The sequence below is a fragment of the Pseudomonas sp. H1_D05 genome, from assembly GCF_054682705.1.
Genome location: NZ_CP162825.1, coordinates 5,038,207 through 5,060,285, shown reverse-complemented (window position 1 = coordinate 5,060,285; position 22,079 = coordinate 5,038,207). Strand labels below are relative to the sequence as shown.

Genomic DNA, 22,079 nt, shown 5'->3' with positions numbered 1-22,079 from the left:
CCACGCGGAGCGTGGGAACGATCAAGCGGCGGAATGTGTTGGGTCAGACAACCTCATTCAGGATCAGTTGGCGATAGTGGCCCGGATTCGACCCCGACCATTTGCGAAACGCCTTGTAGAACGAACTCGCATCGGCAAATCCCAAGCGGCTGGCAATCTCGACAAAACTGATCGAAGGCTCCGCCAGCCAGATAATCGCCAGTTCTTTGCGCACGCTGTCCTTGAGCCCTTGGTAGGTCTGCCCTTCTTCCGCCAAGCGCCGGCGCAACGTCGAAGCCGACATGCACAACTGTTGGGCCAGGGTCTCGGTTTCCGGCCACTGCTCGGCCGGCAACTCCCGCAGATCGTGCTTGATCCGACTGGCAAGGCTTTCCGGGTCGCGATACTTGACCAGAATGTTGGCCGGGGCGTGGGCGAGAAAGCGTTTCAGTTCTTCGGCGGTGCGCTTGATCGGTAGATCGAGGCAATCGGCAGAGAAGATCATCCGCGTGCGTGGACGCTCGAAACGCAGGTTTTCCGAGAACATCACTCGATAGTCATCGGTGAACGCCGGCGCCGCACAGCGCAGTTCGATCGCCAGAATCGGAATCCGCCGCCCCGCCAGCCAGCAGGCCACACCGTGGACGATCATCCAGTAGGTGAAATAGGTGAAAGCGCGGCGTGGCTCGTGGTCATCCTCCAGCAGGACGATCTCCGCCAGACTTTGCTGATGCACCAATTGCGCTGGCATGCGCTCCAGCATCAGCGACAGAAAGCTCAGCCCCGTGTTCAAACCCGCTGCCAGCGTCGGTTGCGCCATCGCGCTGCGACAGAGGAATTCGAGGCTGCCAGACTTGAGCTTGCGCGGGTCCATGCCAAAAAACTCGTCATCCCCGCGTCGGGCCAACAAGCGCCAGAGTCTGGCGTACTGCGACGCCGGTACCCGGCCGTGCTCGTTTTGCAGCAACGCCGGAGCAATCCCGACCTTGTTCAACACCTCTTCGGTGGCTGCGCCCGGGGCACAACTTTGCAGCAGCGCTTCACGCACCAGTTGCACGGCGATGGTGTCTTTTTCCGACATGGAGCGCGGTAAACCTTGTTGTTTTTGAGTGGTGGGCATCTTACCGCAGGACACGAATTCAACACGAATCCCCTGTAGGAGTGAGCCCGCTCGCGATAGCGTCGTGTCAGTCAACATTGATTTTTCTGAGCCGCCGCGTTCGCGAGCAGGCTCGCTCCCACAGGGTTTTGTGCCGGGGCAAAAAACAGGTTGTTCAGCTTGTGTTCAGGTTTATGCCAATCATTGTCATGTGAGAATGCTTGTCATTATGTTACAACTTGTAACCTCTTCGAATGACTTACTGGACACCGAATGCTCGTTCCCTTCCTGATCATGCTGCGCGAAGGCATTGAAGCCGCGCTGATCGTTGGCATTATCGCCAGCTACCTGCAACAGACTGGCCGTGGTCAATGGCTGCCTGCCGTGTGGATCGGCGTATTTCTCGCCGCTGCCCTCGCCCTGCTGGTCGGCGGTGGTCTGGAGCTGGTCAGCGCTGAATTCCCGCAAAAGCAGCAGGAGCTGTTCGAAGGCGTGGTCGGGCTGGTGGCCGTAGGCATTCTCAGCTCCATGGTGTTCTGGATGCGCAAGGTCGCGCGCTCGATCAAGCATTCGCTGCAAGCCTCGCTGGATCACGCGCTGACTTCCTCTAAACATCAGGTGATCGCACTGATCGCCATGGTCTTTTTCGCGATCGCTCGCGAAGGCCTGGAAACGGTGTTCTTCCTGCTCGCCGTGTTCCAGCAGAGCGAAGGCCCCGGCGCGCCGATCGGTGCCCTGCTCGGGCTGATTCTGGCGATCATCGTCGGTTTCCTGATCTACAGCGGCAGCATGCGCCTCAATCTTTCGGCGTTCTTCAAGTGGACTGGCCTGTTCATTCTGGTGGTGGCCGCCGGGATTCTCGCCAACTCGGTGCAGGCGTTGCATGAAGCCGGGTGGTGGAATCACCTGCAAACCGTGCTGTTCGACTTCAGCGCGACGCTGCCGATGGATGGCCCGTTGGGGTCGGTGCTGGCCGGCATGTTCGGTTATCAGGATGCGCCGACCGTCAGCACCCTCGGTGCGTATCTGCTTTATCTGCTGGTGGCGCTGATGATGTTCTTTTACCCGGCTCCCGCGCCGACGCCCTCCGCACAATCGTCTTCCGTTTCCAGCCAATAAGGGCATTCATGTCAAAGCCTAATACTCCTCAGGCCTCCCCTCCTCGCGCCTTGCGTTGGGCGGTGGCCGGCTCGGTGGTGGTGATGATCGCCGCCGGTGGTCTGTTTTATTACGCCTCGAAAATGGCTGCGGCCAAGCGTCAGCACAACCACGATGAAGTGGTGGTGAACATTCATCCCGGCAGTTGTGAACCCAACGCGCTGACGGTGCCGGCCGGTCGCGCCAGTTTCCGCATCGTCAACCGCTCCGACCGCGCGGTGGAATGGGAAATCCTCGACGGCGTGCTCGTTGTCGAGGAGCGGGAAAACATTGCGCCGGGCCTCAGCCAAGTGATCAACGCCAACCTGCAACCGGGCGATTACGCGATCACCTGCGGCCTGCTGAGCAACCCGCGCGGCACCCTGCACGTGACGCCAACTGCCGCCTCTGAGGCTGCGGCCAAAGCCAAGCCGTCGATGGTCGCCTTCGTCGGGCCGCTGTCGGAATTTCGCGTGTACCTGGCCAGCCAGAGCAACGCATTGATCAAAGCTGTGACCGCGCTCGATCAAGCGATTGAAAGCGGCGACTTGAGTCAGGCTCAAGCGTTGTACCTACCGGCCCGCGCGGTTTATCAGCATCTGGCCCCTGCCGCGCAACGCCTGGCGGAACTGGACAACAGCATCAACGCCCGCGCCGATTATTTCGAAAAACGCGAACAGGATCCGGCCTTTGTCGGTTTCCACCGCATCGAATACGCACTGTTCCAGCAACGCAAACTCGACCAACTGACGCCCGTTGCCCAGCGCCTGCTCAGCGATGTCACCACGCTCAAACAGCAATTGCTCGCGCAGAGCCTGTCACCGGAGCAACTGGTCAGCATCATCGTGCGCAACCTCAACACCTTGGCCGACGTCCGTGCTGCCAGCGGTGAAGAAGAACGCTACAGCCACAGCGACCTCAACGGTTTCGCTGCCAACGTGCAAACCGCGCACAAAGTCGTCGATCTGCTGCGGCCAATGCTGACCAAGTCGGCGGCCGAGCTGTTGCCGAACATCGACCAGGCACTGGCGGACTTCGACAGCGAACTCGATACCTACAAGATCAAGGACGGCTACGCCAGTTACGACGCCATCAGCGGCGAACAACGCAAGCAGATTGCCGACAAGGCCCAGTGCTCTGGCCGACGCTCTGGATGGCATCGATCCCGCCCTCGGCCTCTCCGGCCTGTAAGCAGAAGACCCTTTGACGATGAAAGATAGCGAACCACTCAACCTGCAACGTCGCCGTGTCCTGATGGGCATGGGCGCCGCCGGTGTCGCCCTCGCCGGCTCGGCCCTGAGCTGTCCGGCCATGGCCGCCGCGCCGGCACAAGTCACCGAAGCACCGAGCAGTGACAAGACCGAAGACCGTCACGATTTCCACGGCATCCACCAGACCGGCATCGTCACCCCGCGCCCGGCGTCGGGCATGCTCGTATCGTTCGACGTGTTGGCCAGTGATCGTGAAGATCTGGAGCGGCTGTTCCGCACCCTCAACGAGCGCATCGCGTTCCTGATGAAGGGCGGCCCGGTGGCGCAGATCGATCCGAAACTGCCGCCGCCGGACTCCGGCATCCTTGGCCCGAATGTAACCCCGGACAACCTGACCATCACCGTTTCGGTCGGCGAGTCGCTGTTCGACGAGCGCTTCGGTCTGGCCGACGCCAAGCCCAAACGCCTGATGCGCATGGTCGGGTTTCCCAACGATGCGCTGGACGCCGATTGCTGCCATGGCGATCTGAGTTTGCAGTTCTGCTCGAACACCGCCGACACCAACATTCACGCCCTGCGCGACATCGTCAAAAACCTTCCCGACCTGCTGCTGGTGCGCTGGAAGCAGGAAGGCAGCGTACCGCCGCAAGCCCCGGCAAAAGCCGGTGTGCCGGCGCAATCGGCGCGTAACTTCCTGGGGTTCCGCGATGGCTCGGCCAACCCCGATTCCAACGACGCTAAAGCCATGGATCGCCTGGTCTGGGTGCAACCGGGCAGTGACGAACCGGCCTGGGCCGCTCACGGCAGCTATCAAGCGGTGCGGATCATCCGCAACTTTGTCGAACGCTGGGACCGTACGCCATTGCAGGAACAGGAAAGCATCATCGGCCGGGTCAAAACCACTGGCGCGCCGATGGGTGCACAGCATGAGACTGAAGTCCCGGACTACAGCAAAGACCCGGCCGGCAAGCTGACCAAGCTCGACGCGCACATTCGCCTGGCCAACCCGCGCACCGCCGCGAGCCAGGCCAACCTGATCCTGCGCCGGCCGTTCAACTATTCCAACGGCGTGAACAAGAACGGTCAACTCGACATGGGCCTGCTGTTCATTTGCTACCAGGCCGACCTGGAAAAAGGCTTTATCACCGTGCAGACCCGCCTCAACGGCGAGCCGCTGGAGGAATACCTCAAACCGGTCGGCGGCGGCTATTTCTTCACCCTGCCGGGTGTCACGGGCGACAAGGACTTTATCGGTCGCTCGCTGCTCAACGCCACACAACCGAAAACAGCCGCATAAAACAATCTCGACACTGGAGCCGCCCCCGATGAAAAAGACCCCACTCGCGTTACTGCTGACCCTTGGTTTGCTCAACACCCCGCTGTCGGCATTCGCTGCCACCGCACCGCTGGATCTGGTGGGGCCGGTTTCGGACTACAAGATTTACGTCACCGAGCAATTGGATGAGCTGGGCAGCCACACCCAACAATTCACCGATGCGGTGAAGAAAGGCGACCTGGCTACTGCGCAAAAGCTTTACGCACCGACCCGCGTTTACTACGAGTCGATCGAGCCGATTGCCGAGCTGTTCAGTGACCTCGATGCCTCCATCGACTCCCGTGTCGACGACCACGAGAAAGGCGTAAAGGCTGACGACTTCACCGGCTTCCACCGCATCGAGTACTCGCTGTTCTCGGAAAAAAGCACCCAGGGCCTTAACGAGTTGGCGGACAAGCTCAACAGCGACGTAAAAGATCTGCAGACCCGCGTCGCAGGCCTGACTTTCCCGCCGGAAAAAGTCGTCGGCGGTGCCGCCGCGCTGCTGGAAGAAGTCGCCGCGACCAAGATCTCCGGCGAAGAAGATCGCTACAGCCACACCGACCTGTATGACTTCCAGGGCAACATCGACGGGGCGAAGAAAATCGTTGATCTGTTCCGTCCGCAGATCGAGCAGCAGGACAAGGCTTTTGTCGCGAAGGTCGACAAGAACTTTGCCACCGTCGACAAGATTCTGGCCAAGTACAAGACCCAGGACGGTGGTTTCGAGACGTATGACAAGGTGAAGGATAACGACCGTAAAGCGCTGGTCGGGCCGGTGAATACACTGGCGGAAGATCTGTCCACGTTGCGTGGCAAGTTGGGGCTGAACTAAGTTTTTTTGCGCCTGTTAGGGCCCTATCGCGAGCAGGCTCACTCCTACAAGGGGAACGCATTCCAAATGTAGGCGTGAGCCTGCTCGCGATAGCGGTTGTATGACCGCTACAAATTTAAAGCCTTACAAAATCCGGTAGAGCAACCGCTCAATCCGCACCCGACTCACGCGCTTGAGAAACTTGGCCACCCCGGCCGGGTATTCGGGCAGCGTCTCCAGGCTCTGAAAGCTGTCGATCCGTGTGGTATGGCGGAAAATCTCTTCCAGTTCCTTCGCCCGCGGCTCCAGCCATTCCCCTTTCGGATCATCGATCAACAAGGCGTTTTCCAGATCCAGGCGAAATGCTCGTGGATTGAGGTTGTTGCCGGTCAGCAACGTATAACGCTGATCAATCCACATGCCCTTGAGGTGATAGGTGTTGTCGCCGTCACGCCACAGGTGCAGGTTCAACTGCCCGCTGTCGATGTTGCGCTGATGGCGCTTGGCAAAGCGGCGCAGGCTGATTTCGTACAGATACGGCAATGCCGCGATCACCTTGAACGGCTCGCTCGGCGGGATATAAAAGTCGTTGGCGGTCTTGTCGCCGACCACGATATCGATCTTCACGCCACGGGCCAGCGCTCGGTTGATCTCACGAATCACACCCAGCGGCAGGTTGAAGTACGGCGTGCAGATGGTCAGCTGTTTTTGCGCGCTGGCGATGAGTTCGAGAATCGCCCGGTTCAACGGGTTGTTCTTGCCGACGCCGAGCAGCGGGCTGACCGACAGGCCGTCTCTGGCGGTGCTGCCATTGGCGGTGTCGTACGTCGCGTATTTGAGACGGCTGCGCAGATCGCCGATGTCGTTGCGCAGGCTGCGTGTGGTCGGCAGGTTCGGCAGATCGAGGCGATGCACGGCTTTCGATTCGATCAGGCCATGTTTGACCAGGTGATGCATCGAGTCGGCCAGCTCAGCGCTGTGCAGCACGTGATAACGGTCGAAACGGTACTTGTCGAACTTGTGCAGATAAACGTTATTCAGGCTCGCACCGCTGTAGACCACGCAGTCGTCGATCACAAAGCCCTTCAAATGCAGCACACCGAACAACTCGCGGGTCTGCACCGGCACGCCGTACACCGGCACTTCGCTCTGGTGCGTGCGGGTCATTTCCTGATACCACGCCGAATTGCCCGGCTGCTTGCCGGCACCGATCAGCCCGCGCTGGGCGCGCAGCCAATCGACGACCACGGCGATTTCCAGCTCGGGGCGCTTGAGCTTGGCGGCGTGCAAGGCATCGAGGATTTCCTGACCGGCTTCGTCTTGCTGCAGATACAGCGCAACGATGTAGATGCGCTGGGTCGCCGTGGCGATTTTCTCCAGCAGGCAACGACGAAACTCGGCGGCGCCGGACAGAATGGTCACGGCCTCGGCGGTCAGCGGAAAGCTGCGCAATTTGGGCAGCAAGGAACGTTTGAAAAGCAACGGCATAGGGCTCGCAATGGGTCGAATCCGAAGAACCCGAGAGCTTACACCATCGCATCCTTCGGGTCTTGTTAGTGTCTGTAATGGCCTCTTCGCGAGCAGGCTCGCTCCCACCTTTGAAACGCATTCCCCTGTGGGAGCGCGCCTGCTCGCGAAGACGATTTCACAGTCGACAAAAATACCCGCTTGACCAAGGAGAACAATCGTTCTACTGTTCACTGCATGAACGAAATCACTAGCAATGACACACGCGACATCATTCTGGATGTCACCGAAAAGTTGATCTACAAAAGTGGCATCGCTGCCACCAGCATGGATCTTCTGGTGAAAACCGCCGGCGTCTCCAGAAAAAGCATCTACCGTTACTTTGCCGACAAGGACGCGCTGACCGTCGCCGCCCTGCAACGTCGCGACGTGCGCTGGATGCACTGGTACAGAAGCGCTGTCAATCAGGCCGAAACCCCGGCCGATCGCCTGCTCAACCTGTTTACCGTGCTCAAGAGCTGGTTTGCCTCCGAAGGCTTTCGCGGCTGCGCGTTCATCAACACCAGCGGCGAAACCGGTGACCCGCAAGACCCGGTGCGGCTGGTGGCGAAAGAACACAAACAGAAGCTGCTCGACTACGTGTGCGAGCTGTGTACCGAACATGGCGCCGAGGATCCGCAACTGCTGGCCAAACAGCTGCTGATCCTGATTGACGGTGCCATTACCGTAGCGCTTGTGATGGGTGATCACAGTGCCGCCGATAATGCGCAATGCATGGCGCGAAAGTTATTGGACCTGTAACGCCTTAATAAGCCGGACTTGTTGTTCAATTATTAATTAGATCGGGAGACTGATATGTCTACTGCAGCCCAGGTACGTCCGCCATTGCCGCCCTTCAACCGTGAATCGGCCATCGAGAAAGTTCGCCTGGCCGAGGATGGCTGGAACTCCCGCGACCCGGAACGGGTATCGCTGGCTTACACCCTCGACACCAAATGGCGCAACCGCGCCGAATTCGCCAACAATCGCGAAGAAGCCAAGGCCTTCCTGACCCGTAAATGGGCGAAGGAACTGGATTACCGTTTGATCAAGGAACTGTGGGCCTACTCCGACACCCGCATCGCCGTGCGTTACGCCTATGAATGGCACGATGATTCGGGCAACTGGTTCCGCTCCTACGGCAACGAAAACTGGGAGTTCGACGAGCAAGGCCTGATGTTCCAGCGTTACGCGTGCATCAACGACATGCCGATCAAGGAAAGCGAACGCAAGTTCCACTGGCCGCTGGGCCGCCGCCCGGATGATCATCCGAGCCTGTCTGACCTCGGTCTGTAGATTCACAAAGATCCAATGTGGGAGCGAGCTTGCTCGCGAATGCGGTTTATCAGTAATCACAGTATTTACTGAAAGGACGCCTTCGCGAGCAAGCTCGCTCCCACAGGTTTTGCATAGGGTTCAGGCAACAGCGGCAGTCTTTTCTGCCTCCAGTTCGCGCACCAGCGGCAACACCCGTCGCCCGAAATATTCGACCTCTTCCTGAAAGTGCAGAAACCCCGCCAGCACCAGATCCACACCCACCGCTTTCAGCGCGACAATCCGCTCGGCAATCTGCAACGGCGTACCAATCAGATTGGTCTTGAAGCCATCGTTGTACTGCACCAGATCCTCAAACGTCGATTTCGCCCAGTTGCCCTCACCCTCCGGCGATGCACGGCCTGCCTGTTTCGCCGCATCGCCAAAAGCGTTTACCGCTTCCGGATCGGCCTGATCGATGATCTGCGCAAGTACCGCCCGCGCCTCTTCTTCGGTTTCACGGGCGATGACAAAGGCATTCACACCGATCTTCACCGAATGATTGTTCGCCGCTGCCTTGGCACGAATATCGTCGACCTGCGCCTTGATCCCCTCAACGCTGTTGCCGTTGGTGAAATACCAGTCCGAAAACCGTGCGGCCATGTCCCGCGCGGCACGGGAACTGCCGCCCTGGAAAATTTCCGGACGACCCAATGGTTTCGGTTTCAGGCTGTAATTATCGAAGCGGTAGAAATCGCCGCGAAAGGTGAAGTTGTCCTGACTCCACACGCCTCGCAGTGAGCGAATGAACTCCTCGGAACGACGATAACGCTCGTCGTGCTCCAGCCAATGCTCGCCGATGGCCTGGAATTCACCCTTGAACCAGCCACTGACGATGTTCACCGCGATGCGGCCGTTGGTGAGTTGGTCGATCGTCGCCAGTTGCTTGGCTGCCAACGCCGGTTGCCACGGGCCGGGCAGGATCGCGGCGATCACTTTGAGTTTGCTGGTGGCCGCGAGCAATGCGTGGCTGAACGCCACGGATTCATGCTGGAACTCCGCACCATACCCGGCGGTGAAACGGATCTGCGTCAACGCGTATTCGAACCCGGCGGCCTCGGCGAGCTGCGCCAGTTTGCGGTTGTAGTCGATGCCCCAATCGGTGCGCTGTTCGATCTTGCTGACCACCAGCCCACCGCTGACGTTCGGCACCCAGTAGGCAAATTTTACGGCTTGCTGACTCATTGGCGTGTCCTCGGGACATTTGCGGAGATGGGAGTGGTAGAGCAGCAAGCGTGCCAGGGCTGGAATGCCCGGTTTTGTTGGGCTTCCCGGTTATTCAGATGTTTTTTATAGGGGATTTTGTTGGCTGGGTGTTGAGTGTGCAACAGTAGGTTATGCAGTGGCTGGGAAGCCGCCTTCGCGAGCAAGCTCGCTCCCACAGTGGTTTGTAGTGAATATTGATTTTGTGGACATCGCAAAAACTGTGGGAGCGAGCTTGCTCGCGAAGGCGTCAGACGGGTCGCCGCAACAGTTGGATACAGGTAACATGACCGCCCTCCCCGCAGCCAAATCTGCGCCCTGCCGAATAAGCCGATTCCATGCCTTTCGAACTCAGCGTTGACCTCACCACCCTCGCCATTCTGGCCTTTGTCGCTTTCATTGCCGGTTTCATCGATGCCATCGCCGGCGGTGGCGGCCTGCTGACCACGCCCGCCCTGCTGACCGCTGGCCTGCCGCCGCATCTGGTGCTCGGCACCAACAAACTCAGCTCAACGTTCGGCTCGGCCACTGCCAGTTTCACCTTCTACAAACGCAAGCTGTTCCACCCGCGTCAGTGGACCCACGCCATCGTCGGCACACTGGTCGGCGCCCTGGCCGGCGCCATCGTCGCGCATTACCTGCCGGCGGAATGGCTGAACAAGATGCTCCCGGTGATCGTGTTTGCCTGCGGCCTGTATCTGTTGTTCGGCGGCACGCCAAAAGCGCCACTGGACAGCGACGCGCCGATCAAAAAGAAATGGCAATCGAGCCAAGGCTTCAGCCTCGGTTTCTATGACGGCGTGGCCGGCCCCGGCACGGGCGCGTTCTGGACAGTGAGCAGCCTGCTGCTCTACCCGATCGATCTGGTCAAGGCCAGCGGCGTGGCGCGCAGCATGAACTTCGTCAGCAACATTGCGGCGCTGTCGGTGTTCGTGTTTTCCGGGCAGGTGGACTGGATCATCGGCCTGAGCATGGGCCTGTCGGTGATGGTCGGCGCGTTCTTTGGCGCGCGCACCGCGATCAGCGGCGGCGCCAAATTCATTCGCCCGGTGTTCATCACCGTGGTGCTGGGTTTGACCGTACGTTTAGCCTGGCAGCACTGGTTCAGCGTGGCCTAAGCGCCGCGCCACGTAGACGTCGATCAGGTAACGGGCAATCGACTTCGACGCCGGCAACGGCGGCAGGTCGTGCACGTTGAACCACTGGGCGTCTTCGATCTCGTCTTCCTGACAGACAATCTCGCCACCGGCGTACTCGGCATGGAAGCCGAGCATCATCGAGTGCGGGAACGGCCAGCACTGACTGCCCATGTACTGAATGTTCTGCACCTCGATCTGCACTTCTTCGCGCACTTCACGAATCAGGCAATCCTCGGCCGACTCGCCGGGTTCAGCGAATCCGGCCAGCGTGCTGTAGACCCCGGTGACGAATCGCGGTGAGCGCGCCAACAGAATCTCGTCGCCACGGGTGATCAGTACGATCATGCTCGGTGAAATCCGCGGGTAACTGCGCAGATCGCACGGCTGGCAATACATCGCCCGCTCACGCGGTACCTGCGTCATCGCCTGGCCGCAATTACCGCAGAAACGATGCTCGCGCGCCCACGTACCAATCTGTGCGGCGTAACCGAGGACTTTGTAGATCGTGTGCTCGCCATCGAGCATGAACGCCCGCAGCCCTTTCCAGTTACAACCCGGCACCTCACTGGCACTGCGCAACTCCAACAAGTACACCGGCTCACCGTCGAGATGGCCAATGCCGTGCTCGGCGAGGACCGACAAGTCCTGACGCTTGAGCCATTCCCGGGGGAACAGTGCGCCGTTGTCATCGAACAGAAAGCCTTCCGGGCTGCGCGCCACGGCCCAGCCGCCGGGTTGATCGGTGTCCAGTACTGCAGTGGTCCAGCGAGATGTCATGGTTTCTCAATCCAGAAATTCGGGTTTCTGTTTGCTCATATGGGCGGCCATGGCCACGCGCAAGTCGGTGGATTGCAACATGGCGGCGTTCCAGGTGGCAACGTATTCGAGACCGTCGTCGATACGATGGTCGCGCATGTAGCTGATCATTTCCTTGGTGCCGGTAACCGCGATCGGCGACTTCGCAGCGATCTCGCGAGCGATGTCCAGCACGCCTTCGAGCAGCGCGTCCTTGTCACTGTAGACGCGGTTGACCAGGCCAATGCTGCGCGCCTCGTCAGTGCCGAACGTGCGACCGGTGTAAGCCAGTTCACGCAGCATGCCGTCACCGATGATCCGTGGCAACCGTTGCAAAGTGCCAACATCGGCGGCCATACCGATATCGATTTCCTTGATCGAGAATTGGGCGTCTTCAGCGGCGTAACGCATGTCGCAGGCCGCGATCAGGTCAATCGCGCCACCGAGGCAATACCCCTGAATAGCGGCAAGCACCGGTTTGCGGCAGTTGTCGACGGCGTTGAATGAGGCTTGCAGGGTGAGGATCTTGCGGCGCAGCAGGCGCGCGTTGCGGCCAACGTCCTTGCCCAGTTCATTGGCGACGCCGGCGAGCATCATCAGATCAATGCCGGAGGAAAAGTGTTTACCGTTGCCACTGAGGACCACCACGCGCACTTCGTCGGTGTCGTCGATCCACTGGAAGATCTCGACGATCTCGCTCCAGAACGCCGCGTTCATCGCGTTGATCTTTTCCGGGCGATTGATCTGCACATGGGCGATGTTGTCGGCCAGTTCGACACTGAAGGCGGAGTATTGAGTCATGGCAGTGATCCTTTACCGGGCAGAAAACGAGGCCCGAACTATAACAAGGCATCACAGTGGCGGTTCGGCCAAATGCGGGACTGTCCTGAGTTTTACTTTGCCTGCGCCGGCTTCTTCGCGAGCAGGCTCGCTCCCACCCTGTTGAAATGCATTCCCACTGTGGGAGCGAGCCTGCTCGCGAAGACGTCCGATCAGTCACTACAAATCATCTGGCCAAACGCCGCAACCCAAACAACATCCCCCCTGCCCCCAGCAACATCACCGCCAGAAACAGCGGATAGGAAATCCACCACGGCGTCCCCGCCGTCATCATGCTGAATTCCGACATGCCGCCAATACTCGCAATCAGGTTCAACGGCAGAAACACCACGTTGATCAATGTCAGTTTGCGCAGCAGGTTGTTCATGCTGTTGTTCATCAGGTTGCCACGCGCATCGATCAGCCCGGAAAACACCGTCGAGTAGATTTCCGCCTGCTTGTAGCACTGGTTGTTCTCGATGATCAGGTCGTCGATCAGACCAAGCGCTTCACTGGCGAAATGCTGCTTCTCGGCATGGTTGCGCAGGCGCGTGAGGACCGCGCCGTTGCTGTGCAACGCGTTGATGTAATAGATCAGGCTTTCGCTGAGGTTGAACATCTGCACCAGATGCTGGTTCTGCATCGAGGCGTTGAATTTCTGCTGCAGTTCGCGGGCGACCAGTTTGATCACCTTCAAGTGCCCGAGGTAGTGATGGATGTTGTTGAACAGCAAGTCGAGCAACACATCCAGCGGCGTGTTCAACGGCTGGCGGGTACCGAGGCCGTGCAGCGGCGTGTCGTCGGTAGCGATCACCAGCAGTTGCCCGGGCGCGAACAGTAGCCCGCAGGACGACACTTCAAACGCCAGACTGCCACCGCCGGAATAGTTTTCCGGGCGTTTCCATATCAGAAACAAATGGTCGGGATGGAACTCGATGCGCGACACCTCGTCCGGGTCCAGCGCTGACGCCAGTGCATGCTCATCGACCTTGAAATGACTGTGCAGCAAGTCGCGTTCGGCAGCATCGGGGTTGCTGAACAGCATCACCTCGGCATCCAGTCGTTCGACCCGCTGCAGGGCGCCGTGGCTCAGTGCGAAGCTGTTGATCATCGGCGCCTCACCACGCCTGACCGCGACGCTTCAGCTCCAGGCGGCGCACGAACTCCTCCAGCACCAGTGCGTACAGATCGTCGTGCAAATAGGCGTCTTCGATGCCGGCGTCGAGGTTGGGGTTGTCGTTGACTTCGATCACCACCACCTTGTCACCGGCCTGTTTCAGATCGACGCCGTAGAGGCCGTCGCCGATGAGGTTTGCGGTTTTCACCGCCAGCTCCACCACCGCCCGCGGCGCCTCGTGGATCGCCATGGTCCGGCATTCGCCGTTGACGTCCTGACCCTTGGCTTTGTGATTGTAGATTTGCCAGTGGCCCTTGGACATAAAGTACTGGCAGGCGAAGATCGGTTTGCGATTGAGCACGCCAATGCGCCAGTCGTATTCGGTGTAGAAAAACTCCTGCGCCAGCAGCAACACCGAGTGTTCGAACAGTTCGGCGGTCGCCTCAAGCAACGCCTGCTGGCTTTCGACCTTGATCACACCACGGGAAAAACAGCCGTCGGGGATCTTCAATACCAGCGGAAAGCCAAGGCGCTCGCCCACACGCTCGAAGTCTTCGGGTCGCTCTTTGTAGAGGATTTCGGTGGCGGGCATGCCCAGTTGATGGCTATTGAGCAAATCAGTCAGGTAGACCTTGTTGGTGCAACGCAGAATCGACGTCGGGTCATCCATCACCACCAATCCTTCACTTTCGGCCTTCTTGGCGAAGCGATAAGTGTGGTTGTCAACGCTGGTGGTCTCGCGGATCAGCAAGCCGTCGTACTCGGCCAGACGTGCGTAATCCTTGCGCTCAATCAACTCGACGTCGATGCCCATGCCTTTGCCGACCCGGACGAAATTCGCCAGTGCCTTGGCGTTGGACGGCGGCAACGCCTCCTGCGGATCGTGCAATATCGCCAGGTCATAGCGTGCCACTTGCGGCGAGCGCGGCACCCGCCAGACTTTACGGCTGAACCCGTCCAGCGCGTTGGCGAACTGATCTTCCTGATCATCACGCAACTTGTGCAGAGCGCCGGACTTTATGCCTTCGATGTGCCAACCATTAGTTTGACGGAACTCAACTAACAATATCGGGCAGGGAAACACTTCAAACAATTGCCGCGCCAGATCCTGTAATGGTTCGATATGTGTCCGACCGAAATACAGGGTCAGGGTAAATCCTTCGGTATCACTGTAGAGATGATGACTGAGGGCTTTCTCGAGCGTTTTATCGAGGTCATCCAGCGCCAGGCCATACAGTGATTTTTTCGTCAGTTCGCTGATGGTGCGCACGGAGGGAATCACCTTGTGCCCCCGCGCTTCGGCCAGCAGTGAACAGTAGTAGCCATGACCGAGATACTTGTAGCTGCGGCACAGATTGATCACCTGCACACGCTTGCCCGGCTCGCTGTCACAGCTGTGCTCGAGGTATTCCTGCGCCGTCAGGATGTCTTCACTGGGGAAGTATGAAGCCCAGTCTTCCTTGCGCTCGACAATAATCAACACTTGGCTGGATGCCTTAATCGCCGAACTTAAATAAGTTGCCGCCGGCAAACTTTGCTCGGATACTTCGCGCCAATGACCCTGTACCGCTGACATAGAGATTGATCCGTTGGAGAACAAGACCTTTTCTATTAAGCACGAAGTTTTTTGAAAGTCTCGTTTCGTTACGCAACTTTTACGGTGGTCATATGAAGGCTGTTTTTCGTTTGGCGGTAGTTGAAGACTTGCCGGCGCTGCTGGCACTGGAAATGCAATGTTTCACCACAGACCGGCTCACCAGTCGCAGCTTTCAGTGGATGATCACCCGTGCTCACGGGCAGTTGCTGGTGGCGGAGTGCGACGGTCAATTGTTGGGTTATGCGTTGGTGTTGTTTCATCGCGGCACTTCGCTCGCCCGGCTGTATTCCATTGCACTGGCCGTTGAAGCGCGAGGAACCGGTCTGAGCAAGCAACTGCTGCAACGCATCGAAGCGATGGCGCTGGAGCACGATTGTGCCTATCTGCGCCTGGAGGTGCGCATCGACAACCCTGCGGCCATTGCCCTGTATGAACGCAATGGCTACCGGCGCTTTGCGCTGATCCATGATTACTACGAAGACCACGCCGACGCGCTGCGCCTGGAGAAACGCATTCTCCAGCACCGCGATTCGCGCAGCATCAAGGTGCCTTACTACCCGCAAACCACCGATTTCACCTGTGGCCCGGCGTGCCTGTTGATGGCCATGGGCGCATTGCAGTCGGAGCGTTTATTGGAGCGGCGCGAAGAATTGCAGATCTGGCGGGAAGCGACCACGGTGTTCATGACCTCCGGCCACGGCGGGTGCAGTCCGCAGGGATTGGCGTTGGCGGCGTGGCGTCGGGGCTTTCGCGTGCGTATGGCGTTGAGCATGAGCGGGCCGTTATTCCTCGATGGAGTGCGGGATGCGCATAAAAAAGACGTCATGCGCCTGGTACACGAAGAGTTCACGGCGCAATTGCAGGAGACCGATGTCGAGTGTGTGATCGGTGCGTCGCTGGATCTGCCGCGTTTGCTGGATGCCGGCGGGCAGCCGATGGTGTTGATCAGCAGCTATCGACTGACCCGCTCGAAGTCGCCGCATTGGGTGATCGTCACCGATTGCGACGAGGATTTCGTTTACCTGCATGACCCGGATGTCGATCACAGCCAGCATCGCCAACCCATGGACTGCCAGCATGTACCGGTGAGTCATGGCGAGTTCGAGAAGATGTGCCGGTTTGGCCGGGGTAAATTGCGTGCGGCGGTGGTGTTGTATTCCCGCGAAACGTAAGCCTCCACATGTAGGAGCTGCCGAAGGCTGCGATCTGTTGATCTTGATCTTAAAAAACAAGATCAAAAGATCGCAGCCTCGTTGCACTCGACAGCTCCTACAGGGGGGATCTTCTTTAAAGTTCGGGCTTCAGGCCAACTTTGTATAGCGAGCCGTTCTCTTCATCCGTCAGCACATACAAATAACCATCCGGCCCTTGCCGCACATCACGAATCCGCTGCTTGAGTTCGCCGAGCAAACGCTCCTCATGCACGACCTTGTCGCCATCGAACTGCAAGCGGATCAGTTCTTGACTCACCAGTGCCCCGATAAACGCATTGTGTTGCCACGGTTTAAAGCGATCGGCATCGTAAAACGTCATGCCGGTAACCCCCGGCGATTTCTCCCACACATGATGCGGCGCGACGGTGCCTTCGGCCGTTTTGCCCTGGGCTTCCGGAATCGGCTGCATCGAGTAATTAATGCCGTGGGTCGCCAGTGGCCAGCCATAGTTCTTGCCGCGTTCGATGATGTTCACTTCGTCGCCACCGCGCGGACCGTGCTCGTTCTCCCATACCGTGCCAGTCCATGGATTGAGCGCTGCGCCCTGCGGATTGCGCACGCCGTAGGCCCAGATTTCCGGGCGAACGCCGGACTGGCCGACAAAGGGGTTGTCGTCCGGCACCTTGCCGTCGGGGTAGATGCGCACGACCTTGCCTTGCAGCTTGTCGAGATCCTGCGCAGTCGGCCGGTCGTTGTTCTCGCCCAAGGTAATGAACAGATAACCGTCGCGATCAAACACCAGCCGCGAGCCAAAGTGATTGCCGACCGAAAGCTTCGGCTCCTGGCGAAAGATCACTTTGAAGTCCTTCAACGTCTTCAGGTCATCCGCAAGCCGCCCGCGCCCTACGGCGGTGCCAGCCTTGTCGCCGGCTCCGCCGCCTTCGGCATAGGACAGATAGACCAGACGATCCTGTTTGAAGTCCGGCGACAGCGCGACATCCAGTAACCCGCCCTGCCCCTTGGCCCAGACCTGCGGTACACCGGAGATCGGCGCCGACAGCGTGCCGTCTGCCGCCACCACGCGCAGATTGCCGGGACGCTCAGTGACCAGCATGCCTTGGCGATCCGGCAGAAACGCCAGCGCCCATGGATGCTCAAGGTCTGCGGTGATGGTCGTGACTTCGAGGGTGCCCTGTTCGCTTTGCAGCTCTTTGGGCGCGGCGGCAAAGGCCGGAGCACTGATCAGCGCACCAGCACACAGTGTGGCTAGAAGGGTTTTACGCAACATGCACGATTCCTTTTGTTCGTTTCAAGGGCCGACAGAACTTCAGTCCTGCCGCTCAACGATTGCTGTCTCCGCCGCGCGAAGGTGGGTTGGGAATGAACGTGGGGGGTGTGCTCGGCACCGAACGGATCGGCTGGCCGTTGCCAATGCCCCGGTTCTCGACCGTAGGCTGACGCGGCGTTGGTACGGTGTTCGGCCCCCGAATGGGGGGAGCACTGGGCTGAGTGCCCTGCATGCTGTTCGGATTGGCCCGGCGGATCGGGCTGTTGTAGGGGTTATTGCTGTTACCGGTGGGGCTTTGCGCCAACAGCATGTCGGCATGAACCAGCCCGCCACTGAGGGCAAGGACGACGATGCCAAGCAGAATTCGGTTCATGACGCTGCCTCTCGATGGGCGTGGGATAGAGCCTTCGAGTCCACGCTACGCCGAGGGTTCGGATTTGTTAACCCGTCAGGCTTAAACAACATGTAACACGGCTTGACCAAGTGGCTGGCAACCCGCGCATCCCGGGGAAACTTTCAGTCGTGGCCGCTGGTCATCCGATCATCACTCGGAGAACTCACCATGGCTCGGGCAATCTGGAAAGGCGCAATCAGTTTCGGACTGGTGCACATCCCTGTCGCATTGGTCTCGGCGACTTCGTCGCAGGGCGTGGATTTCGATTGGCTCGACAGCCGCAGCATGGATCCCGTTGGCTATAAACGGGTAAACAAGGTCACCGGCAAAGAAGTTACCAAGGAACACATTGTCAAAGGTGTGGCCTACGAAAAAGGCCGATATGTGGTGCTCAGCGAAGAAGAGATCCGCTCGGCACACCCTGTTTCAACGCAGACCATCGACATATTCTCGTTTGTCGACGCCGATCAGATTCCCCTGCAAAACATCGACACGCCCTACTATCTGGCGCCGGACAAACGCGGTGGCAAGGTCTACGCGTTACTGCGTGAAACCCTGAGCAAAACCAACAAGGTCGCCCTCGCCCGCGTTGTTCTGCATACGCGCCAATACCTCGCGGCGTTAATGCCGCTGGAATCGGCGCTGGTGTTGGTGAAGTTGCGCTGGCCGCAGGAGGTACGTGGTCTCGATGAGCTCGAACTGGGCAGCGAAGTGACCAAGCCGCAGTTGGCCAAGGGTGAGCTGGACATGGCCAAACGGCTGGTGCAGGACATGAGCGCCGACTGGAAGCCCGAAGACTACAAGGATGAATTTGAAGACAAGATCATGGCCCTGGTCGAGAAAAAGGCCCATGAAGGCAAGATCGAGGATGTTGAGTCGGTGGGTGGCGAAGAAGAGCGTAAAACCGCTGATGTGATCGACTTGACCGAGCTGCTCAAACGCAGTCTGGGCGGGAAAGCGGTGGCGAAGCCGAAAGCGAAAGCCGCAAGCAAGTCTGCGCCAGCCAAGAGGACAAAGAAGGTTTCCGGTGAATGACAATCCGGGGATCGTCAGGCAACTGACAGGTTGTATTTGAGAGAGTCTTCGCGAGCAAGCTCGCTCCCACAAGGTTCTGAGTCGAGCGTGAAATTCGCATTCACCCAGTGCCACTGTGGGAGCGAGCCTGCTCGCGAAGGCGCAAGTTAATTCACTACATTGATCAGATCAGAATGAATACCGCGAGCAAACCACCGAAGATCGCCCACTTTTCCATGTAGTAACGCTTGCGATTGCGCTTTTTCAGCTCTTTGCCACGCAGACGAATCTTGTAGATTCGGGTAAACAAGCGGTTGATCCCGCCCGTGCGGTCGCTGGCATCGTTCGGTGCGCCCGCCGCCGACATCACCGTGCGGCTGAACCAGGCGTTGAACGCGGCGGCCCAGCGGTATTTCATCGGCCGTTCAATATCGCAGAACAGGATGATGCGGTTCTTGTCGGTGGTGTTTTCGGCGTAATGAATAAACGTCTCGTCGAACATCACCGCTTCACCATCGCGCCAATGGTAGTTCTCACCGTCGACGTTGATGTAGCAGCCGGCATCGTTCGGCGTGTCCAGGCCCAGGTGATAGCGATAGGAACCAGCATACGGATCGCGGTGACGGACCAGTTTCGAACCCGGGGGCAACTCGGCAAACATCGCGGCCTTGATCGAACCTATGCTCTGCACCAATTCGGTGGTGCGCGGGCACAGCTTCATGGCCGACGGATGGCTCTCGCCGTACCACTTCAGATAAAACCGCTTCCAGCCGCTTTTGAAGAACGAGTTGAAACCGACATCGTCGTACTGGTTGGAGCGCTTGATCTCGCCGGCACGCAGCAGGTTCTGCCCCTCCTCACGGATTTCTTCCCAGTGCGCCTGCAACGGGCTCAAGTCAGGAAACTCGCTCGGGTCCAGGTACGGCTTGTTCGGTTTTTTCGAAAACAGATAAAGGAAGCAGTTGATCGGCGCAAGAAACGTCGAATGGTCGCTCAGTTGTCGACCGAGTTTGTGTCGCACACGCCCACGCAGATGAACGTATGCAATGGAAATGACATAAATAGCAGCAATGATGAGTTTCACGGAAATCGTCACACGTCAGAAGTGAACAAACTGCGCGCCTGGCGGCCTGAGGCCCAGCGTCTCATGCAGTGGTCTGAATACACATGGCTCGTCCTTGGCCCGCGCCGTAACCGGACGCTCGGTGAAAGGTGGCATTTTAGCCACAGTTTGTCGCCAAAGGTGAGCGTTCATCTGTGAAAAACTGTCCCGCGCAGGTGCCAATCGGCGATCGTGGCGTGATCGCCCTATCGTTTAAAGAGCCAGACCAGTACAATCGCCGCCAAACTTTACGCGCCCCCCTTGGTTGATGACGGGACTTCCCCGCTTCAGCGCACTTTGACTCGGGCCAAGCGCTCCAGCCGCACCCTCGCTACTCAGAATGCTTCGCAGGAAAAACTCTTGATCTCTACAGCTAACATCACGATGCAGTTCGGCGCCAAGCCGCTCTTCGAAAACGTTTCGGTCAAATTCGGCGCGGGCAACCGCTACGGTCTGATCGGCGCCAACGGTTGCGGCAAGTCGACCTTCATGAAAATCCTCGGCGGCGACCTCGACCCGTCCGGCGGTCAGGTCATGCTCGAGCCGAACGTACGTCTGGGTAAATTGCGCCAGGACCAGTTCGCGTACGAAGAATTCACCGTGATCGACACCGTGATCATGGGCCACGAAGAGCTGTGGAAGGTCAAGGCCGAGCGCGACCGCATCTACTCGCTGCCGGAAATGAGCGAAGAAGACGGCATGGCCGTGGCCGAGCTGGAAACCGAATTCGCCGAGATGGACGGCTACACTGCCGAATCCCGTGCCGGCGAACTGTTGCTGGGCCTGGGTATCGGCATCGAGCAACACTTCGGCCCGATGAGCGAAGTTTCGCCAGGCTGGAAACTGCGCGTGTTGCTGGCGCAGGCACTGTTCTCCGATCCGGAAGTGCTGTTGCTCGACGAACCGACCAACCACTTGGACATCAACACCATTCGCTGGCTGGAGAACGTGCTGACCCAGCGTAACAGCCTGATGATCATCATCTCCCACGACCGTCACTTCCTGAACAGCGTGTGCACGCACATGGCTGACCTGGATTACGGCGAGCTGCGTCTGTTCCCGGGCAACTACGACGAGTACATGACCGTGGCGACCCAGTCCCGCGAGCAACTGCTGTCGGACAACGCCAAGAAGAAAGCGCAGATTTCCGAGCTGCAATCGTTCGTCAGCCGCTTCTCGGCCAACGCCTCGAAAGCCAAGCAGGCCACGTCCCGCGCCAAGGCGATCGACAAGATCCAGCTGGCCGAGGTCAAGCCTTCGAGCCGCGTGAGCCCGTTCATCCGCTTCGATCAGAACAAGAAGCTGCACCGCCAGGCGGTCATCGTCGAAAAAATGGCCAAAGGCTTCGACGGCAAACCACTGTTCAAAGACTTCAGCTTCCAGATTGAAGCCGGCGAGCGCGTGGCGATCATCGGCCCGAACGGTATCGGCAAAACCACCCTGCTGCGCACCCTGGTCAACGAACTGACCCCGGACGCCGGCAGCATCAAGTGGACCGACGCTGCCGAACTGGGCTACTACGCCCAGGATCACGCGCACGACTTCGAAGACGACGTCACCCTGTTCGACTGGATGGGTCAGTGGACTCAGGGCGAACAGATGATTCGCGGCACTTTGGGGCGCATGCTGTTCTCCAACGACGAAATCCTCAAGTCGGTCAAAGTGATTTCCGGTGGTGAGCAAGGTCGCATGCTGTTCGGCAAGCTGATCCTGCAAAAGCCGAACGTGCTGATCATGGACGAACCGACCAACCACTTGGACATGGAATCGATCGAGGCGCTGAACCTGGCGCTGGAAAACTACCCGGGCACGCTGATCTTCGTCAGCCACGACCGTGAGTTCGTATCGTCCCTGGCCACACGCATCATCGAGCTGAGCCCGGATGGCGTGACTGACTTCAGCGGCACTTACGATGACTACCTGCGTAGTCAGGGTGTGGTGTTCTAAACAACTGCTGAAAACTGAAAAGCCCTGTCCATGTGACGGGGCTTTTTGCATTTCAGGGTGAGGAATTTGCTGGTGCGGCGACCTTCGCGAGCAAGCTCGCTCCCACATTTGAAATACATTCCCCTGTGGGAGCGA

At 58.8% G+C, this 22,079-nt stretch carries 19 protein-coding genes and 1 pseudogene; 10 read left to right on the top strand and 10 right to left on the bottom strand.

Annotated features, from left to right (window positions below):
- Positions 1–43: 43 nt before the first annotated feature.
- A complete protein-coding gene (locus AB4O11_RS22865; RefSeq protein ID WP_460128673.1) occupies positions 44–1,060 on the bottom strand; it encodes an AraC family transcriptional regulator in 1,017 nt (338 codons plus the stop codon).
- A 291-nt stretch (positions 1,061–1,351) separates the two neighbouring features.
- Here AB4O11_RS22865 and efeU point away from each other — a divergent pair, with 291 nt between their 5' ends.
- From efeU to efeO (AB4O11_RS22845), 4 genes and pseudogenes are all read left to right on the top strand, one after another.
- Positions 1,352–2,197 carry an iron uptake transporter permease EfeU gene (gene efeU, locus AB4O11_RS22860; protein WP_460128671.1) on the top strand — a complete coding sequence of 282 codons (846 nt, stop codon included), beginning with the start codon at positions 1,352–1,354 and terminating at the stop codon, positions 2,195–2,197.
- An 8-nt stretch (positions 2,198–2,205) separates the two neighbouring features.
- Positions 2,206–3,406 (top strand): annotated as a pseudogene (gene efeO, locus AB4O11_RS22855) (iron uptake system protein EfeO).
- Positions 3,407–3,424: 18 nt separating this feature from the next.
- Entirely contained in the window at positions 3,425–4,723 is a 1,299-nt protein-coding gene (efeB, locus tag AB4O11_RS22850; protein WP_093432742.1) for an iron uptake transporter deferrochelatase/peroxidase subunit, read from the top strand.
- 28 nt (positions 4,724–4,751) lie between these two features.
- On the top strand, positions 4,752–5,576 hold the full coding sequence (gene efeO, locus AB4O11_RS22845; protein ID WP_460128669.1) for an iron uptake system protein EfeO: 825 nt from the start codon (positions 4,752–4,754) through the stop codon (positions 5,574–5,576).
- A gap of 123 nt (positions 5,577–5,699) precedes the next feature.
- Here the strand turns inward: efeO (AB4O11_RS22845) and pssA are convergent, their stop codons facing one another.
- Positions 5,700–7,043, bottom strand: a complete 1,344-nt coding sequence (gene pssA / locus AB4O11_RS22840) for a CDP-diacylglycerol--serine O-phosphatidyltransferase (RefSeq protein ID WP_093432748.1) — start codon at positions 7,041–7,043, stop codon at positions 5,700–5,702.
- Between the two features lie 216 nt (positions 7,044–7,259).
- On the opposite strand from pssA, the gene AB4O11_RS22835 reads away from it, so the two are divergent.
- On the top strand, positions 7,260–7,823 hold the full coding sequence (locus tag AB4O11_RS22835; protein WP_320336818.1) for a TetR/AcrR family transcriptional regulator: 564 nt from the start codon (positions 7,260–7,262) through the stop codon (positions 7,821–7,823).
- Between the two features lie 54 nt (positions 7,824–7,877).
- Positions 7,878–8,357 (top strand): nuclear transport factor 2 family protein, encoded by a 480-nt coding sequence (locus tag AB4O11_RS22830; protein ID WP_038361256.1) that lies wholly within the window; start codon positions 7,878–7,880, stop codon positions 8,355–8,357.
- A gap of 120 nt (positions 8,358–8,477) precedes the next feature.
- Here the strand turns inward: AB4O11_RS22830 and sfnG are convergent, their stop codons facing one another.
- Entirely contained in the window at positions 8,478–9,560 is a 1,083-nt protein-coding gene (sfnG, locus tag AB4O11_RS22825) for a dimethylsulfone monooxygenase SfnG (protein WP_460128667.1), read from the bottom strand.
- Between the two features lie 356 nt (positions 9,561–9,916).
- Here sfnG and AB4O11_RS22820 point away from each other — a divergent pair, with 356 nt between their 5' ends.
- A complete protein-coding gene (locus AB4O11_RS22820; protein WP_093432755.1) occupies positions 9,917–10,696 on the top strand; it encodes a TSUP family transporter in 780 nt (259 codons plus the stop codon).
- Here AB4O11_RS22820 and nudC read toward each other — a convergent pair.
- From nudC to AB4O11_RS22800, 4 genes are all read right to left on the bottom strand, one after another.
- Complete coding sequence (nudC, locus tag AB4O11_RS22815) at positions 10,664–11,494, bottom strand: NAD(+) diphosphatase (RefSeq protein WP_093432758.1); 831 nt, start codon at positions 11,492–11,494, stop codon at positions 10,664–10,666. The genes AB4O11_RS22820 and nudC overlap by 33 nt on opposite strands.
- 6 nt (positions 11,495–11,500) lie before the next feature.
- Positions 11,501–12,313 (bottom strand): crotonase/enoyl-CoA hydratase family protein, encoded by an 813-nt coding sequence (locus tag AB4O11_RS22810; protein WP_460128663.1) that lies wholly within the window; start codon positions 12,311–12,313, stop codon positions 11,501–11,503.
- A gap of 205 nt (positions 12,314–12,518) precedes the next feature.
- Complete coding sequence (locus AB4O11_RS22805; RefSeq protein ID WP_460128660.1) at positions 12,519–13,442, bottom strand: magnesium transporter CorA family protein; 924 nt, start codon at positions 13,440–13,442, stop codon at positions 12,519–12,521.
- Positions 13,443–13,449: 7 nt separating this feature from the next.
- A complete protein-coding gene (locus AB4O11_RS22800; protein ID WP_460128658.1) occupies positions 13,450–15,024 on the bottom strand; it encodes a RimK family protein in 1,575 nt (524 codons plus the stop codon).
- Between the two features lie 92 nt (positions 15,025–15,116).
- Between AB4O11_RS22800 and AB4O11_RS22795 the strand changes: the two genes are divergently transcribed.
- Complete coding sequence (locus AB4O11_RS22795) at positions 15,117–16,217, top strand: peptidase C39 family protein (protein ID WP_320336820.1); 1,101 nt, start codon at positions 15,117–15,119, stop codon at positions 16,215–16,217.
- Between the two features lie 115 nt (positions 16,218–16,332).
- Here AB4O11_RS22795 and AB4O11_RS22790 read toward each other — a convergent pair whose 3' ends face one another.
- Entirely contained in the window at positions 16,333–17,487 is a 1,155-nt protein-coding gene (locus tag AB4O11_RS22790; RefSeq protein ID WP_460128656.1) for a PQQ-dependent sugar dehydrogenase, read from the bottom strand.
- Between the two features lie 52 nt (positions 17,488–17,539).
- On the bottom strand, positions 17,540–17,860 hold the full coding sequence (locus tag AB4O11_RS22785) for a hypothetical protein (protein ID WP_116256211.1): 321 nt from the start codon (positions 17,858–17,860) through the stop codon (positions 17,540–17,542).
- Between the two features lie 189 nt (positions 17,861–18,049).
- Here AB4O11_RS22785 and ku point away from each other — a divergent pair, with 189 nt between their 5' ends.
- Positions 18,050–18,916, top strand: a complete 867-nt coding sequence (ku, locus tag AB4O11_RS22780; protein WP_257355046.1) for a non-homologous end joining protein Ku — start codon at positions 18,050–18,052, stop codon at positions 18,914–18,916.
- Positions 18,917–19,079: 163 nt separating this feature from the next.
- Here the strand turns inward: ku and lpxO are convergent, their stop codons facing one another.
- Positions 19,080–19,979, bottom strand: coding sequence for a lipid A hydroxylase LpxO (lpxO, locus tag AB4O11_RS22775; protein WP_099759425.1), 900 nt, complete (start codon positions 19,977–19,979; stop codon positions 19,080–19,082).
- Between the two features lie 378 nt (positions 19,980–20,357).
- Between lpxO and AB4O11_RS22770 the strand changes: the two genes are divergently transcribed.
- Positions 20,358–21,944, top strand: coding sequence for an ABC-F family ATPase (locus AB4O11_RS22770; RefSeq protein WP_460128652.1), 1,587 nt, complete (start codon positions 20,358–20,360; stop codon positions 21,942–21,944).
- Positions 21,945–22,079 lie beyond the last annotated feature (135 nt).